We start from the raw sequence: 14,793 nt of genomic DNA, 5'->3' as shown, positions 1-14,793 counted from the left end.
AACCAGATCCAGGTTCATAATCTTGGAAATTGCTTCTTATACAAGATGCTCGCGTCCACTATGTAGTTCTCAAACAACAACCCCACACCACACACCCCACACACAACCCCCCAAAAAAAGGAGTCAAACACGTGCAGGAACGTCATGGCAGGGAAACCAGAAACAAACAAACCCGGCAAGACCCGAAAGCCTCCCCGGTCCTGTTGTCTCAGGACCCAACAGTGTGCCAAACACTAAACCACCCGGCAAACCCCCGGCCCACCGTTCCAGAACCACCAGGGTTCGTACTAAAGAAGACCAAAAGACCAGACAGCCGCTATTTGTTGATATTCCACCCTTGAGCACCCGCCACGGAACAGTCGTCCGTGCAACGGGCCTTTACTCCTGACAACACACCCACCACCAACATGCATTGGCGACGGATCATTGTAGGTGCTCCTTAGAAAGGAGGTGATCCAGCCGCACCTTCCGGTACGGCTACCTTGTTACGACTTAGTCCCAATCGCCAGTCCCACCTTCGACAGCTCCCTCCCACAAGGGGTTAGGCCACCGGCTTCGGGTGTTACCAACTTTCGTGACTTGACGGGCGGTGTGTACAAGGCCCGGGAACGTATTCACCGCAGCGTTGCTGATCTGCGATTACTAGCGACTCCGACTTCATGGGGTCGAGTTGCAGACCCCAATCCGAACTGAGACCGGCTTTTTGGGATTAGCTCCACCTCACAGTATCGCAACCCTTTGTACCGGCCATTGTAGCATGCGTGAAGCCCAAGACATAAGGGGCATGATGATTTGACGTCGTCCCCACCTTCCTCCGAGTTGACCCCGGCAGTCTCCCATGAGTCCCCGGCACTACCCGCTGGCAACATGGAACGAGGGTTGCGCTCGTTGCGGGACTTAACCCAACATCTCACGACACGAGCTGACGACAACCATGCACCACCTGTAAACCAACCCCAAAGGGGAAGGACTGTTTCCAGCCCGGTCTGGTTCATGTCAAGCCTTGGTAAGGTTCTTCGCGTTGCATCGAATTAATCCGCATGCTCCGCCGCTTGTGCGGGCCCCCGTCAATTCCTTTGAGTTTTAGCCTTGCGGCCGTACTCCCCAGGCGGGGCACTTAATGCGTTAGCTACGGCGCGGAAAACGTGGAATGTCCCCCACACCTAGTGCCCAACGTTTACGGCATGGACTACCAGGGTATCTAATCCTGTTCGCTCCCCATGCTTTCGCTCCTCAGCGTCAGTTAATGCCCAGAGACCTGCCTTCGCCATCGGTGTTCCTCCTGATATCTGCGCATTTCACCGCTACACCAGGAATTCCAGTCTCCCCTACATCACTCTAGTCTGCCCGTACCCACCGCAGATCCGGAGTTGAGCCCCGGACTTTCACGGCAGACGCGACAAACCGCCTACGAGCTCTTTACGCCCAATAATTCCGGATAACGCTTGCGCCCTACGTATTACCGCGGCTGCTGGCACGTAGTTAGCCGGCGCTTCTTCTGCAGGTACCGTCACTTACGCTTCTTCCCTACTGAAAGAGGTTTACAACCCGAAGGCCGTCATCCCTCACGCGGCGTCGCTGCATCAGGCTTTCGCCCATTGTGCAATATTCCCCACTGCTGCCTCCCGTAGGAGTCTGGGCCGTGTCTCAGTCCCAGTGTGGCCGGTCACCCTCTCAGGCCGGCTACCCGTCGTCGCCTTGGTAGGCCATTACCCCACCAACAAGCTGATAGGCCGCGAGTCCATCCAAAACCACAAAAGCTTTCCACCAACCACCATGCGATGATCAGTCATATCCGGTATTAGACCCAGTTTCCCAGGCTTATCCCAGAGTCAAGGGCAGGTTACTCACGTGTTACTCACCCGTTCGCCACTAATCCACCAGCAAGCTGGCATCATCGTTCGACTTGCATGTGTTAAGCACGCCGCCAGCGTTCATCCTGAGCCAGGATCAAACTCTCCGTTGAAAACAAACAGACACAACCACAACCACCGGAAATAACGGCGACCACGGCTGCACAAAATTTGAAACCAGCCAAAAACACCATGCACACCACGGGGTGGCGGCACAGCACAATCAACCAATCACATTACATAATCGGTATCAACAAACTTGGCACACTATTGAGTTCTCAAACAACAGACACACCCGGCACCACCCAAACCAACGTTCAGGATCGCTCCGGAGCAACTTTTCAAACTTACCCGATCCGGCCCGGCTTTGCAAACCACGTTCCCGCGTCCAAAACCACCAGAATCAGCCCCCACCCACACACAGCACGCCACAAAAGCGAACCATTTCCAGGCCGTTCAAAAAAGGGGGGTTGGCCGCTATCTTTCCGCTTCAGCGGCGGCGACTCAGAAAACAATACCCCCACACAACCCCCACCGCAAATCGGCCGTTTCATCCGCAGGATCCGCGGAATCCAGGGGCAGGAAGGGTCATTGGCGCACCCAGGCCGCGCGCCGCCGTCGTAATTCCCCTGTGTGGTCTCCGGCACACGCGCACCCCTCCGCCTGGGCCCACGACCAAGTAGCCCTCCCAGGGGAAACACGTAGTGATTACTCGAGCCGTTGGAAACGGTTCGAACCTAAAGTGATGACTGGAGCTGGCGGCGAAGGTGTTCGCCCGAGACCACGAACGCCTCCCCCAGCCGCCGCCAGCTCCGCACATGACACGGGAACAGGAAAGACGTCCCGCCAGAGCGAACCTCAAGATTGCGGCAATTAGTCCCGATATCGGACAGAGTGCCTTTCGCGTCATCCCTGACGTTCCTAGAGTGTCACTACGGCAATGGCCAGGGGACCGTCCCCAATGGACCAAGCCAAGGGGGACATATGGGCGCAGGTATTCCGAACGCCAACGCGGAAGCCTCCGTCGTGCCGCGTGCGAGGGGTGGAGTTCCTCTTCCTGCCCCGCCGAGGAAGCCCTTGGCAAGACCTCGCGCCATCCAGCAGAATTCCGCTTCCATGCGCAGGGAACATGAAGTACAGCGGCTGATCCGTGACCTCGGCGCCCTCGCAGCCTCGCATAGTCCCCATGGGGTTAGCCTCTGTTGGTGGACACCTGAAGTAGCGGGATCCTGGGATTCTGCGGGAAGGTGTTCTTGTGAGCACGACACGACGTAAATTCACTCCTGAGTATCGGCGGGAGGCGGCGCGGCTTGTCATCGATACGGGTAGGCCGGTCGCGCCGGTGGCCCGGGAACTGGGGCTGGGTGAGCAGTTGCTCGGCCGGTGGGTGGCCCAGGAGAGGGCGCGTTTGGCCGCTCCTGAGGAGTTCGCCGCGGCGGAGTCGGAGAAGTCGGAGCTGGAGCGTTTGCGCCGGGAAAACGCGCAGCTGCGGATGGATAACGAGTTCTTGGGAAAAGCCGCAGCCTTCTTCGCCTCCAAGCAGCAGAATCGGAATGCTTCGAACTGATGGAGGCCGAGAAGGCTAACTACCCCGTCCAGCGGATGGCCCGGCTGTTGGGGGTGTCCCGGTCCGGGTTTTATGCCTGGCGGAGGCGAAGCTCCGCAGCGTCGGTGCGGGCCGTTGAGCGGGCGGAACTGGACGCAAAGGTCCGGCGTGCCCATGCGGACTCGACCGGGGTTTACGGGGCACCCAGGGTCCGGGCCGTGCTGGCAAGGAACGGGACCGGTGTTGACCGGAAGACGGTGGCGTCCTCGATGCGCCGGCAGGGCCTGGAAGGGGTCTCGCCGCGGCGGTTCCGGCCGGTCGCCCCGATCGGCGGGGTCAGGGTCCATTCGATCCCGGATCTGGTGGCCAGGAAGTGGGACACCGGGGCCTTGGATGCGGTCTGGATCTCGGACATCACCTACCTGCGCACCGATGAAGGCTGGGTGTATTTGTGTGCCATCAGGGACGCCTGCTCCCGACGCGTGATCGGATGGGCGATGGACTCCACCCAAACCACCAGCCTGGTCGAGCGGGCGCTGCGGATGGCCCACGTCCTGCGCGGTAGCGGCCCGGACGGTGTGGTCTTCCATGCCGACCGGGGCACCCAGTACACCTCCACCCAGCTCAATGATGTCTGCGCAGGGCTGGGTATCCGCCAGTCTGTTGGCAGGACGGGCGTGTGTTGGGACAACGCGATGCAGGAATCGTTCTGGTCCACCTTGAAAGCCGAGTTCTACGACCGGCGGCGCTGGGCAACGAGGCAGGACGCAATCCGGGCCACCGGCCGCTGGATCGAGGAGTTCTACAACCGTGCCCGGCTCCACTCAGCCCTGGGCTACAACACCCCCGTGGAGCATGAGCTGCTGCTCACCACGGCACAATCTCAGCCGGTACAAGCCGCCTGATCAACTGTCCACGACTTGCGGGCAACCCCACCCAGACCCCCTAGGACCAAGTCCCGTACGACGCTTCCAACGCGATGGAGGCTGATAAGACCTGCCCGTCCGCCGTGTCCCGGTTCCAAAGACCCTGTTTCCCCACTTTCGCCCGCCCTAGTCTGGCGTCATCGATCACATCAAGGAGGCATTCATGCGCACAGCAGAACCAATGACCGACACCGAGCGGATCCATCGTCTCTCCGAGAACCTCCTGACTCAGTTGTCGAGGGGCAAGGAATGGGCCACGCCGGGCGTCCAGGCTGCGCTCCAGAGAGCAGTGGCCGGGCTGGATACTGGCATTGAGACTGCCTCCCCGCGCCTCCAAGCCATGTTGCGGCGGTTGGCGGATGAGCTCGCCGGAGGAGTAGAGACTCTCACGCCCCGGGTGCAGGAACAGCTGAAGCGCGTCGGCCCGAAAGTGTCCGTGCCGGCGCCAGTACAGACACGACGGCCCGCCGCCAAGGTGTGGTTGTGGATTCTCGGGCTCGCTGCCCTGGCGGCAGGGGCGGCCGTCTGGCGCTCGGCCCAGGCGTCAAAGCAGAAGCCAGCCCCGTCGAGTGAGCAGGAAGCCGGCGGCAACGATCCTAATGTCGACGCGGACCTTACCCCGGGACGAATGTAGGAGCGCCTGCTGGGGAGCCGGCAGGCGAAACCTCCGCGGGCCGCGAGGCGGGTGCCGAGGGCAACGGGTCACTGCCCACACGGACCAAGGTCGCCGGGGATGACCCTCTAACGAGACGAGCCGCGGATGTTCCCACCAGAACAGGAAGCATCCACGGCTCGTCCCTGGGGTAACTACTGACGCCAGCGCGAACGTGAATCTGTAGCCGACGGTTTGCAGGTGTACGTGGCTCCCTTGGCACTCAGCCCGACTGCACCCGCGGGTGAACAAAAAGCACCGGGTGTAACGCCCCCTGCCGGGGCGGGTGCCTGAGCAGGTCCCTGTGCGGCCTTCTGCGCCGCAGCCGCTTGCTCGGCGGCTGCCCTTGCAGCTGCGTCCCGTGCGGCTTGATCCGCTGCGGCTTTTGCCGCGGCAGCCTGGTCGGCCGCGGCCTTGTCGGCGGCCGCCTTGTCTGCAATAGCTTTGTCCGCAGCAGCCTTATTAGCTGCAGCCTTCGCGGCTGCTGCCTGTTCCGCAGCGGCCTTATCAGCCGCAGCCTTTTCGCTGGCGGCTTTCTCCGCGGCAACGTCGTCCAGGTTCTTGACGCCCAAGTGCACTGTGGATCCCTTTTCCGCCTGCGCACCGTTGGCAGGATCCTGGGTAACCACCTGCCAATTGCTCTTGACGATGATCGCCTTACCCTTGGCGCTGTCCACGGCCTCAACCTTGAAACCAAGCTTTTCCAACTGGTCCTTGGCCTTGTCCAGGGTCAGGTTCACCACGGCCGGGACCACGACTGTCTCCGTTGTTTGCGAAACGGCCGTTGCCGTTGCCGTTGCTGTCGGCTGCGTAGCCGCCTGCTTGCCGCCGCAACCGGTCAGCATGAGACCGGCCAGCACGGCAAGGGCCAGCGTCTTCTTCAACCTGCCAACTGCAGGAACTGTACTTGCTTTCACTTTTCCCCCTAGGAATGCGTGTGATGGTGATGAAAATTTCGCCCGGGTATTCCGGGAAAGACTGGCTTACTCGCAGGCGACACCGTCGGAGTCGCGATCCAGCGCGGGGCGGTAGCCCGGCTGGCCGGCGTAGATCGGTGCAGCTCCTGCGGCCCTCGCCGCACTGCAGTTCGCGTAGTAGGCAGCAGCAGGTGCCGGAGCAGGCGCAGCAGGTGCCGGGGCAACCGGTGCCGGAGCGGCCGGGGCCGGTGCAGGCGCAACGGCCGCCGGCGCGGGAACCGGGGCAACAGGCGCAGGTGCCGGCGCAACTGCCGCAGGTGCAGGTTCAGCCGCAACAGGGGCCGGAGCCGCAGCCTGCTGGTTTGTCGGGGCCAACTGGCCAGCGCAGTCGCCCAGGATCCGGGCCATAGCGTCGTGTTCGGCCTGGGTGACCCACAGCGAGTACGTCGCCTTCACGGAGATCTGGCGCGCCACGTACTCGCACCGGAAGCCCTTGTTCGGTGGCAGCCAGGTGGCCGCGTCGCCGTCGCCCTTCTTGATGTTGGTGGGCCCATCGGTGGCCTGCAGGTTCAGCGGGTCATTCGCAAACGCCGTCCGCTGTTCCGGGGTCAGCTGCTGGGCGCCCTTTTGCCACGCATCGCTGAGCGCCACTACGTGATCGATCTGCACGGCGCTGCTGGTGCCGGAGCCCCGAACAAAGCTGATGGTGGTGCCCGTGTAGGGATCCGCGAGGGTGCCGGACTGCACCTTGCACGGCACACTGTTCGTGTACGTGATGCCGGTGAGGTCGCGCTTGAGGATGTCGTTGCGGGTATCGCAGCCGTTGCGGTCAACGTCCGCCCACGCTTGGCCGAACCGCGCCCTGTCATACCCCGTCTTTGGGGCCCGGCCCTTGATGGGAAGGGTCGCCAGCACATCCATTGCTTTGGTGGCATAGGCCGGCTGCGCGTTCGGCGCCGTGGCAGTGACGCCGGCGGCAAGGACGTACGGATTCTCCGGGTCCAGCGGTTCCCCGGTTTCCTGCGCGGTGGGAGTTGGCGCGGACGACGGCGACACCTTGGGTGTTGCGGTGGGGCTTGCCTTCGCCGGGGCTGCCTTGGCCGTGCTCTCCGACGATGCCGCCTCAAGGTCCGCGCTGGCAACACGCGGCAGGGCGACGGCACCACCAATGAAGAGTGCCAGCGACGCAACGACAGCGACAGCGCCGGCCTTCCGGTTCGCGGGAAGCCAAGCCCACGAGCGGCGTCCCGTGAGGAGGACATACAGGCCGGTGAGTGCGAGTGAAATGGCCAGGACGACCAAGGCACCGCCGAATCCGCCGCTTGCTGCTCCGAGGAGCATGAACAAGGCGGTAATAGCGCCAACAATAAAAGTTGAAGCGCGGGGTTTCCGCGGCGGCTTCGGTGCCGGCGCGAAAGAGGCAAACCCGGGAAGGGTTTCGTAGTCGGACATTCATTCCCCGTTTATGAGGGGCGACAATTGCTGATGCCCCTTCATTTGCCGGGCCTGCTGCTAAGCCTGGCAAAACTCATCACCGAGGAGCCTATGCGTCCTGCGAGGCTGGAAAGCTGCGCGGCTGCGATACTCGGCGAACATTCAGCCAGTCTTGATGCGACCTTGAGGAAAGGTGTCGCAATTGGCATTCGGGGCTTAACAATTAACCGCGATGTTCACGACGGCGATGCCCCACATGTGGCTGCCATTCCCCGCAGCAAAAAGCAGGGATAAAGTGGCCCGCATGCAAATGCGCCTTGAAGTTGTCCAGGTCCCGGTGTCCGACGTCGACAGGTCCAAAGCGTTCTACACAGAAAAGCTGGGCTTCATCCTGGACCACGACGTGGAGCACATCCCCGGCATGCGCGTGGTCCAACTGACTCCCCCGGGCTCGGCCGCATCGGTGGTCATCGGCACCGGGATGACCACCATGACGCCGGGCAGCCTGGAAGGACTGCAGCTGGTGGTTCCCGACATCGCTGCAGTCCGAAGCGAGCTGGTCCGGCGCGGTGCAGATATCAGTGAGATCCAGGACCTCGGCGGCGTCCTTTTCGCCTACTTCAGCGACCCGGATGGCAACCGTTGGGTGATGCAGGGACAGACGCAGCAGCACATCCGGGACGCCCACAAGGCCTAGGAAGAATCCGCCCCAGCCTCCCGCACGTCCTGGACGACTTCGTTGTGGCGCAGGAACCACGGCTTGAACGGCGGGTCGAAGCGGGCGAACCGGGGCGGCCCCACCGACGTCAGTCCCGCCAGCGTAAGGGCGGCCTGCAGACCTTTAATGCGCTTCTCAAACGCAGAGTCGGAGCCGCCGCCAGAGAATCCCACTACTGCGGCGAGGGAACCCGGCACCCCACGCACCCTGACCTTTGGATCGGTGGGTGCAGGGGCGGTTTCAGCCGTCACGCCCGCCGGGAGCACAAAGGCCACCGTGAATTCAGCAGGCTGTCCGGAACCGGGCAGCGGACCGCTTTGGAGCACCGGGGCGGTCATGGCCAGCTTCTGCGGGCCCAACCGCGGCTCCTGCAACACGGGGGCGGTCATGACCAGTTTCTGCCGGGCAGTGTTGTTGCCGCTGATGTAGTTGAAGAGATACCGAAAGGCGGCGTTGCCGGCGCGGTCAAAGCTGGCTGTCACCGTCACCTCGGCCACGACATAGTCCGGGTAACGGCGCAGTTCAAAGTGCGGATAGCGCCGGACCAACTCATATGGCTGCTGCTCGGTCATAGTGGAGCAGAGCTTACGCCGGTCGGACGGGCGCGGCCAGGCCGAAGGACACTACCAGGCCGGGGTCACCCGACTCCCTTCGTTGCCCGCCTCCGGAAACGGCCGCGCACGGCGGAAACTCCACGCAGGACGGCAGCCAGGAGCCCAATGGCACCGAAGATCATCGTCAGGAGAACACCCACACCACGGAACCACACACCGTCACTCTCGTACCCCGCCACAATGGCCTGGCTCGGATCGTCTTCGGCATAAAGCACCGTTGCGTCGCCGCCAACTACGGGGTGTTGGTCATGTTCCACGGCCGCGAATGTCCGGTGAGGCGACCCATCCGCCGTCGTAAAATCCACGGTGATCCGCCGCTGGGAAGCCTTGGTGACATCGTCGAAATCCACGATCGTTCCGGTCGCCTGCGAACCCGTCCGCGCGAGCTCCTCATCAGCGTTGATCATCAGGCTGCCCACGACGATGAGGATTGGACCCAGGCAGAGGACCAGGACGGTCACCGCCAGGTTCACTATCCCTTTCCACGACAACTTCGATCCGCGGCCCGCGTCAGTTCTTCCCCCAGTCACGGGTCCCATTCTGCCGGAATATGTTGCCAAGCCCACGCTGCCCCCTATTGCCCTTTGGTAAGCAAGCGAAACATAATAGTTAGCAGAACTAATTAGCATTGCTAAGGAACGTCCAGCAGGAGGCGCACCCGCTTACATGCCACCCACCCAAAGCAAAAACACCGCAACCGCCGACCCCACCGCTCCCGACACGCTCGCCATCGATCTCCGCACCGCCGTGATGCGCACTTCGCGCCGGCTCCGCGTCGAGGCCACCGGCGACGCCATCACCCCCGGCCAGTACACCGTCCTCACCCTCCTGAACGGCAACGGCCCCAGCACGCTGCGGGACCTGGCCAAAAGCGAGCACGTCCAGGCACCGTCCATGACCAGGATTGTCAACGCGCTGGCGGACCAGGGCTTCGTCACCAGAAGCGCCGATCCCGACGACGGCAGGCAGGTCCGTGTGGACATCACCGACGCCGGCAGGACAGTTTTGGAAGAGGCACGGAGCCAGCGGACCGCCTGGCTGGCCCAACGCGTGGCGGGCCTCAGCGAGGAAGACCGGCTCATCCTCAGCCGCGCAGCCCGCATCATGCAGGAAATGAGCGGCAAATGAGCGCGATGTTCCGGGCCCTCGAAAACCCCAACTACCGCATTTGGGCCAGCGGTGCCATCGTCTCCAACATCGGCACCTGGATGCAGCGGGTGGCGCAGGACTGGCTGGTACTGACGGTCCTCACCGACCACTCGGGTGCCGCCGTCGGCCTCACCACGGGCCTGCAGTTCCTGCCCATGCTGTTGTTCGGCCCCTACGGCGGCGTGCTGGCGGACCGCTACCGCAAGCGCATTATTCTCATGTGGACGCAGCTGGCTATGGGGTTCACCGGCCTCGCCATCGGGCTCCTGGTGGTCACCGGCACCGCCCAGCTGTGGCATGCCTATGTGGCGGCGTTCTGCCTCGGCCTGGCCAGCGCGGTGGATGGCCCCGCGCGGCAGGCCTTTGTTTCCGAACTGGTGGGCCAGGAAAACATCTCCAACGCGGTGGCCCTGAACTCGGCATCCTTCAACACCGCCAGGCTCACGGGCCCGGCTATCGCCGGCGTCCTCATCGCTTGGGTGGGCACCGGCCCGGTGTTCCTGCTCAACGCCGCCAGCTTCGCCGCCGTCCTGATTTCGCTGTTCCGGATCCGCGTCACCCAGCCCGCCCCCGCCCCAAAGGGAGAGCGCAACAAGCACCAGGTGGCCGAAGGCGTCAGGTACGTGCGCCGCAGGCCGGACCTGATGCTGATTATGGTCCTGGTGGGCATCCTGGGCGCGTTCGGCATGAATTTTCCCGTCATCAACTCGTTGATGGCCACCACTGAATTCAGCATGGGCCCGAGTGAATTCGGGCTCCTCGGCTCGATCATGGCCGTGGGCACGCTGGCCGGAGCCCTCCTGGCGGCACGCCGCTCCGGCCCCCGGCTGCGGTTCCTGCTGGGCGGGGCACTGGGACTGGGAATCTTCACCATCCTGGGCAGCATTGCGCCAACGTTCTGGGTTTACGCCGCCATCCTGATTCCCGTGGGCTTGGCATCCATTACCTTCCTGAACAGCTGCAACACCAGCATTCAACTCTCGGTGGAGCCGCGGTTCCGCGGCCGTGTACTGGCCCTGTACCTGGCCATCCTCCAGGGCGGCACCGCCATAGGTTCACCCCTGGTCGGCTGGATCGGAAGCCAGTTCGGGGCCCGATGGTCCGTCGCGGTGGGCGGCATCGTGGTGCTGCTCGCAGGCATCGCCGCCGTTGTCGCGGTCACCAGGCGGAACCGGCTCACCCTTCGGGGCGCGCTCCGCCTGGCCTTGGGCCGGCGCGAGCCCGCGGTGCAAGGGCCGGGCAGCTGACCGACCTTAGTCCCCCGATGCCGGCAGGAGCGCTGCGCGGCGGGCGATTTCCTCGTTGACAGAAAGCAGGAGTTGATTAGCGGGGCCGGGTCCATCCGAAGGGGTGGACTGCTCCAGTGCATGCCGCAGCAGGAGCAGGTCGGCGGCCGGAACGAGCGGCCAACGCCGGAAGGCATGGAATCCCCTGCCTTGTGCGGTGGTAGCGGGTCGGATTTTTCCGGTAGGCGGTTGGCCTGCAGCGTTCATCAGCAGCTCTCATGAGTGACTTGCCAGCTGACTGCTCAACCACGGGTAGGGACAAGATAACCAGAAGAGAGCGGTCACGCCACCCATTCCTACAAGCTGTGGATTTATGACGGGTTCTTCCCCACGATGTCCACCGAGATTTCGACCACCGGGGTTGTTCCCTTGTTCTCCAACCAGTGGGTGGTGTGTCGGTCCTCCTTCCAGCCCACACCGGGCCCAAACTCGTTGACAGCGCCGTCCCGATGCTCCGTGACAGTCCCCTGCAGGACGTAGACTGTCCCGGGCCGCCCTTTATGGTCATGGAGCGGGCCGAAGACGCCCCCGGGTTCGATGGTTATCATCCGCATCCGCAACTGCCGGCCTTCCATGCCATCGATCTCGCCGCCAAGGTCGACAGTTGCCAGCAACTCCACCGCAACGCCCTTCGCGTCAGGCACCGCTTCGTCCCCGCCCATTGCCCTTCCTTTCCTTTGCACCGCTTACGACGGCGGCGCCGGCCTGCCGCTGCCACGCACCCGGGTGCGGGTGCTTGGGCGGCACGTGCCGGCGTCGTACTTCTCTGGGCTGAGCCTGCAACTGCGGGCCCCGGCCGTCAAGACGGAATCGAGGAAATGTTGAGGATATTGCCCTCGCTGTCCATGAACCAGGCACCCTTGCCCATGCCTTCCATGGTGGCGATGCCGTTCTCGGTCTTCAGGCCCGGCATGTCGTAGTCCTCAAAGACCACGCCGCGAGCCCGCAGTTCTTCCACTTCCTTTTCCACATCATCGACGCCCCAGGACATCTGGGTGTTCTTGGCGGAACCTGCGTTGTCCGTCCGGTACAGCAGGAACCCCGTTCCCTTGCCGCACCGGTAGATCAGATTCTCGTTTTCGATGGTCTGAGCCGGTTCAAGGCCCAGCTTGTCCCGGTAAAACTCCCTGGCCCGGTCAATGTCCTTGGCAGGCAGAACAGCCATGAGTTCCTTATCTTTGAGCATGACAACAAACCTCCTTGCGGTGTGATGGCGTTGCTCTCCCCCGAAGACGGCCCGGCCCTCGCCGGACCTCGTGGCCGTCCTTCCCGCCGACTGCCGGGCGGCCACCCGAAACCCCGCTTTGAAGCGGTGGCAGCAGCCATCGAACGCGGGGTCCCCGAAGTCTACGAAGCCATTATGGAACCGAAAACCGCGGGGCGAAATAGGGGATTTTTTTGGGGCTGCAGCCGGGTCCGGCGGCTATTTTCGTGCCGCGCGGACGGCCTTGCGCACCGCGGAACCCGCCGCCGAGACAAGGGGAACCAGGCATACAAGGGCAGCTATGGTGTTGGGGCGGAAGGCCGGTTTTCCGTTCACCGTGCGGTAGACGCCGAGCGGCACAACGAAGCCGCCACCTCCTCCCCCGGACGCCCCTTCTTCTGATTCCGTGCCACCGCCGAAGCCGAAGGACACCAGCGCGACGGGCACGATTTCCTCGCCACCCAGGTTCACAGGGGTTCCATAGGCGCGGGTAACGCCCATGTTCTTAAAGGACTCGGCAAGGGATGCAAGAGTGTCAGCCATGGCCTTACCTTAGGAACTGCCAAGTCCGGGGAGAAGGTCCATAAGTCCCGCCGACGCTGTCAGCTCTTCCCCTACTTGCGGATTTCGGCGATTCGAAGCCGCACGATGTCCTTCACCACGTCCTCAGGAACAGGGTGGCCGGCGGAGAAGCGGATGGTGCCTTTGGACAGCGAAAAGCCTTCAAGCCGGTCCGCCACCGCCTCAACGACGTTGCCCGAGAACGGAAAGATGGAAAGGTGCGTTGCGGCAACCGCCACCGCGAAAAGCGGCTTTCCGTCCAACTTCAGGGCGGGCATCCCGTAGCTCATGCCCTCAGTAGCGTCAGGAGCCAGGGACCGGGCAACGCCAACCATGTGTTGCAGGCAGCCGCGGTCAGGTTCGCGCAGCGCGGCCAGTGCGTCGTCCACCACGCCCATCGAAAGCGTCAGCCCTTCCTGGCCGCTACCGCAGATGCCAGCGCTGCCAGCCCCCGCTCATAGTCGGCACCCACCATCTTGTCCATGTCCATGAACAGGGCGAACACCTTGCCCAAGCCCTTGTTCTCCCCCGTCATCCGCCAGGTCACCTCCGTACCCGTGTCCACGGGGGTGAAGCTGAACGTCGTGGGATTCAGTGCCTTGAACGGCCTGGTGAACTGGAGCCGGATCCGGATCAGGCTGGCGGGTATGGATTCGGTGATCTCCATGGTGCCGCTGCCCGCCTTACGGTTGCCCCGCCACTCATACCCCGCGCCCTCTCCGGCCTGGCTGCCAAAGTAACGCCGGTTCATGGAGGGGTCAATCGTTTCCCACGGGGACCAGGCCGCCCATTCATGGAAGTTGTTGACCAGCGGAAAGACCTCCTCCGGAGCAGCAGGAATCACGGCAGTACGGCGGACTTCAAAAGCGGACATGGCCCCAGCATAGGATCGGGAGCCATCACACTGAAGCCCTTCGTTACGTAAGGACGACGTTTACCGGGTCCTTGCCTTCGAGCAGCAGCCCGATCTGCTTCCGGAGCAGCCGGACCATCCGGGGGAACATGGCAGAGCTGGCGCCGCCCACGTGCGGGGTGATGAGCACGCCGGGGGTGGTCCACAGCGGATGGTCGGCCGGCAGCGGTTCCGGATCGGTCACGTCCAAAGCAACCCGGAGGCGGCCGGTCGAGGCCTCGGCGAGCAGGGCATCGGTGTCCGCAACGGGACCGCGGGCCACGTTGACCAGCAAGGCCCCGTCCGGCATGGCCGCCAGGAACTTGGCGTCCACCAGCTTTTCGGTCTGCTCACTCAGGGGAACACTGACCACCACGATCTCGTGCAGGGGCAGCTGCTCGTAGAGCGCATCGATCCCGTAAATGGTTCCGCGTTCGTCTTCCCGCTCCCGGCTGGCCACGCGGGTGACCTCGGTTTCGAACGGCAGGAGCCTTGCCTCGATGGCCTTGCCGACTCCCCCGTAGCCAACCAGCAGCACGCGCCGGTCTGCCAGGCTGGGGCGCTGGCTATTGTCCCAGGTCCCGGTCTCCTGGTTCCGGACAAAGTCCGGAATCCCGCGCTGGGAGGCCACCATCATGCCCACGGCGAGCTCCGCCGTCGACGTCTCATGCACTCCGGCAGCGTTGGCGAAGGTGACGCCCGCCGGCAAAACCGAGGCAACGCCGTCGTACCCGATGGACTGGCTCTGCACCAGGCCGACGTCGACGCCTTCCAATGCGGCGAGCGCCGTTGGCTTGCCCATGTAGCCGGGTACCAACAGGTCAAACCGCCCTTCCGGTGCCGGCCCCGTCATGTCCCAGCGGACAAACTCGACGCCGTCCATCGGCTCGAGCGCATCGATGAGCTTTTGGTCGGGCAGGCACACGCGCAACCGGGCGCTCATGCGGCGACCATCAGCTTGGTGTTTTGTGCAGGGCGACGGGTGCTCATGCGGCCTCCAGGGTTCCGGGCCCGGCTTCTCGTATCGGGCGTTGAAGTTCC

15 protein-coding genes and 1 rRNA gene are annotated in these 14,793 nt (G+C 63.4%); 5 read left to right on the top strand and 11 right to left on the bottom strand.

Annotated features, from left to right (window positions below; genetic code table 11):
- Nucleotides 1–443 precede the first annotated feature (443 nt).
- Nucleotides 444–1,966: ribosomal RNA gene (locus LFT44_RS04455) — 16S ribosomal RNA — on the bottom strand.
- 1,142 nt (nt 1,967–3,108) lie between these two features.
- On the opposite strand from LFT44_RS04455, the gene LFT44_RS04450 reads away from it, so the two are divergent.
- Both LFT44_RS04450 and LFT44_RS04445 read left to right on the top strand, forming a co-directional pair.
- Nucleotides 3,109–4,304, top strand: a protein-coding gene (locus LFT44_RS04450) for an IS3 family transposase (protein ID WP_236801255.1) whose coding sequence is annotated in 2 segments (ribosomal slippage) — nt 3,109–3,376 and nt 3,376–4,304 — 1,197 coding nt in all. Because the reading frame shifts where the segments join, the coding sequence is not laid out codon by codon here.
- Nucleotides 4,305–4,488: 184 nt separating this feature from the next.
- Complete coding sequence (locus LFT44_RS04445) at nt 4,489–4,959, top strand: hypothetical protein (RefSeq protein WP_236801302.1); 471 nt, start codon at nt 4,489–4,491, stop codon at nt 4,957–4,959.
- A 173-nt stretch (nt 4,960–5,132) separates the two neighbouring features.
- Here LFT44_RS04445 and LFT44_RS04440 read toward each other — a convergent pair whose 3' ends face one another.
- Both LFT44_RS04440 and LFT44_RS04435 read right to left on the bottom strand, forming a co-directional pair.
- A complete protein-coding gene (locus LFT44_RS04440; RefSeq protein WP_236801301.1) occupies nt 5,133–5,894 on the bottom strand; it encodes a PASTA domain-containing protein in 762 nt (253 codons plus the stop codon).
- A 66-nt stretch (nt 5,895–5,960) separates the two neighbouring features.
- Nucleotides 5,961–7,346 (bottom strand): GmrSD restriction endonuclease domain-containing protein, encoded by a 1,386-nt coding sequence (locus LFT44_RS04435; RefSeq protein WP_236801300.1) that lies wholly within the window; start codon nt 7,344–7,346, stop codon nt 5,961–5,963.
- A gap of 286 nt (nt 7,347–7,632) precedes the next feature.
- Between LFT44_RS04435 and LFT44_RS04430 the strand changes: the two genes are divergently transcribed.
- On the top strand, nt 7,633–8,025 hold the full coding sequence (locus tag LFT44_RS04430) for a VOC family protein (RefSeq protein ID WP_236801299.1): 393 nt from the start codon (nt 7,633–7,635) through the stop codon (nt 8,023–8,025).
- On the opposite strand, the gene LFT44_RS04425 is transcribed toward LFT44_RS04430, so the two are convergent.
- Together LFT44_RS04425 and LFT44_RS04420 are read right to left on the bottom strand one after the other, a co-directional pair.
- Nucleotides 8,022–8,618 (bottom strand): SOUL family heme-binding protein, encoded by a 597-nt coding sequence (locus LFT44_RS04425; protein ID WP_236801298.1) that lies wholly within the window; start codon nt 8,616–8,618, stop codon nt 8,022–8,024. The two genes, LFT44_RS04430 and LFT44_RS04425, sit on opposite strands and share 4 nt — an antisense overlap.
- Before the next feature lie 65 nt (nt 8,619–8,683).
- Nucleotides 8,684–9,133, bottom strand: a complete 450-nt coding sequence (locus LFT44_RS04420; protein ID WP_236801297.1) for a DUF3592 domain-containing protein — start codon at nt 9,131–9,133, stop codon at nt 8,684–8,686.
- Between the two features lie 193 nt (nt 9,134–9,326).
- Between LFT44_RS04420 and LFT44_RS04415 the strand changes: the two genes are divergently transcribed.
- Together LFT44_RS04415 and LFT44_RS04410 are read left to right on the top strand one after the other, a co-directional pair.
- Nucleotides 9,327–9,788, top strand: a complete 462-nt coding sequence (locus LFT44_RS04415) for a MarR family winged helix-turn-helix transcriptional regulator (protein WP_236801296.1) — start codon at nt 9,327–9,329, stop codon at nt 9,786–9,788.
- Entirely contained in the window at nt 9,785–11,056 is a 1,272-nt protein-coding gene (locus LFT44_RS04410; protein WP_236801295.1) for an MFS transporter, read from the top strand. Before LFT44_RS04415 ends, LFT44_RS04410 begins: the two co-directional genes overlap by 4 nt.
- Nucleotides 11,057–11,406: 350 nt before the next feature.
- Here the strand turns inward: LFT44_RS04410 and LFT44_RS04405 are convergent, their stop codons facing one another.
- From LFT44_RS04405 to LFT44_RS04380, 6 genes are all read right to left on the bottom strand, one after another.
- Nucleotides 11,407–11,757, bottom strand: coding sequence for a cupin domain-containing protein (locus LFT44_RS04405; RefSeq protein WP_236801294.1), 351 nt, complete (start codon nt 11,755–11,757; stop codon nt 11,407–11,409).
- A gap of 137 nt (nt 11,758–11,894) precedes the next feature.
- Nucleotides 11,895–12,281: a VOC family protein gene (locus LFT44_RS04400; RefSeq protein ID WP_236801293.1), complete on the bottom strand. Its 387-nt coding sequence runs from the start codon at nt 12,279–12,281 to the stop codon at nt 11,895–11,897.
- A gap of 237 nt (nt 12,282–12,518) precedes the next feature.
- Nucleotides 12,519–12,842 (bottom strand): hypothetical protein, encoded by a 324-nt coding sequence (locus LFT44_RS04395; protein ID WP_236801292.1) that lies wholly within the window; start codon nt 12,840–12,842, stop codon nt 12,519–12,521.
- Nucleotides 12,843–12,913: 71 nt separating this feature from the next.
- The gene (locus tag LFT44_RS04390) at nt 12,914–13,258 is read right to left on the bottom strand and encodes an iron chaperone (RefSeq protein WP_236801291.1); all 345 of its coding nucleotides are present in this window, start codon (nt 13,256–13,258) and stop codon (nt 12,914–12,916) included.
- Nucleotides 13,259–13,266: 8 nt separating this feature from the next.
- The gene (locus tag LFT44_RS04385; RefSeq protein WP_236801290.1) at nt 13,267–13,734 is read right to left on the bottom strand and encodes an SRPBCC family protein; all 468 of its coding nucleotides are present in this window, start codon (nt 13,732–13,734) and stop codon (nt 13,267–13,269) included.
- Between the two features lie 43 nt (nt 13,735–13,777).
- A complete protein-coding gene (locus tag LFT44_RS04380) occupies nt 13,778–14,695 on the bottom strand; it encodes a 2-hydroxyacid dehydrogenase (protein ID WP_236801289.1) in 918 nt (305 codons plus the stop codon).
- Nucleotides 14,696–14,793 lie beyond the last annotated feature (98 nt).

It is taken from the genome of Arthrobacter sp. FW306-05-C, assembly GCF_021801725.1.
Taxonomy (GTDB): Bacteria; Actinomycetota; Actinomycetes; order Actinomycetales; family Micrococcaceae; genus Arthrobacter.
Note: the sequence above shows the minus strand (reverse complement) of the source record. Positions and strands in the feature narration are given on the sequence as shown.

Bases quoted from the DNA above. Each gene is read 5' to 3' on its own strand.
- LFT44_RS04445 (WP_236801302.1), top strand. From the start codon at position 4,489: ATGCGCACAGCAGAACCAATGACCGACACCGAGCGGATCCATCGTCTC.
- LFT44_RS04435 (WP_236801300.1), bottom strand. From the start codon at position 7,346: ATGTCCGACTACGAAACCCTTCCCGGGTTTGCCTCTTTCGCGCCGGCA.
- LFT44_RS04395 (WP_236801292.1), bottom strand. From the start codon at position 12,842: ATGGCTGACACTCTTGCATCCCTTGCCGAGTCCTTTAAGAACATGGGC.
- LFT44_RS04410 (WP_236801295.1), top strand. From the start codon at position 9,785: ATGAGCGCGATGTTCCGGGCCCTCGAAAACCCCAACTACCGCATTTGG.
- LFT44_RS04400 (WP_236801293.1), bottom strand. From the start codon at position 12,281: ATGCTCAAAGATAAGGAACTCATGGCTGTTCTGCCTGCCAAGGACATT.
- LFT44_RS04430 (WP_236801299.1), top strand. From the start codon at position 7,633: ATGCAAATGCGCCTTGAAGTTGTCCAGGTCCCGGTGTCCGACGTCGAC.
- LFT44_RS04390 (WP_236801291.1), bottom strand. From the start codon at position 13,258: ATGGGCGTGGTGGACGACGCACTGGCCGCGCTGCGCGAACCTGACCGC.
- LFT44_RS04385 (WP_236801290.1), bottom strand. From the start codon at position 13,734: ATGTCCGCTTTTGAAGTCCGCCGTACTGCCGTGATTCCTGCTGCTCCG.
- LFT44_RS04425 (WP_236801298.1), bottom strand. From the start codon at position 8,618: ATGACCGAGCAGCAGCCATATGAGTTGGTCCGGCGCTATCCGCACTTT.
- LFT44_RS04405 (WP_236801294.1), bottom strand. From the start codon at position 11,757: ATGGGCGGGGACGAAGCGGTGCCTGACGCGAAGGGCGTTGCGGTGGAG.
- LFT44_RS04415 (WP_236801296.1), top strand. From the start codon at position 9,327: ATGCCACCCACCCAAAGCAAAAACACCGCAACCGCCGACCCCACCGCT.
- LFT44_RS04380 (WP_236801289.1), bottom strand. From the start codon at position 14,695: ATGAGCGCCCGGTTGCGCGTGTGCCTGCCCGACCAAAAGCTCATCGAT.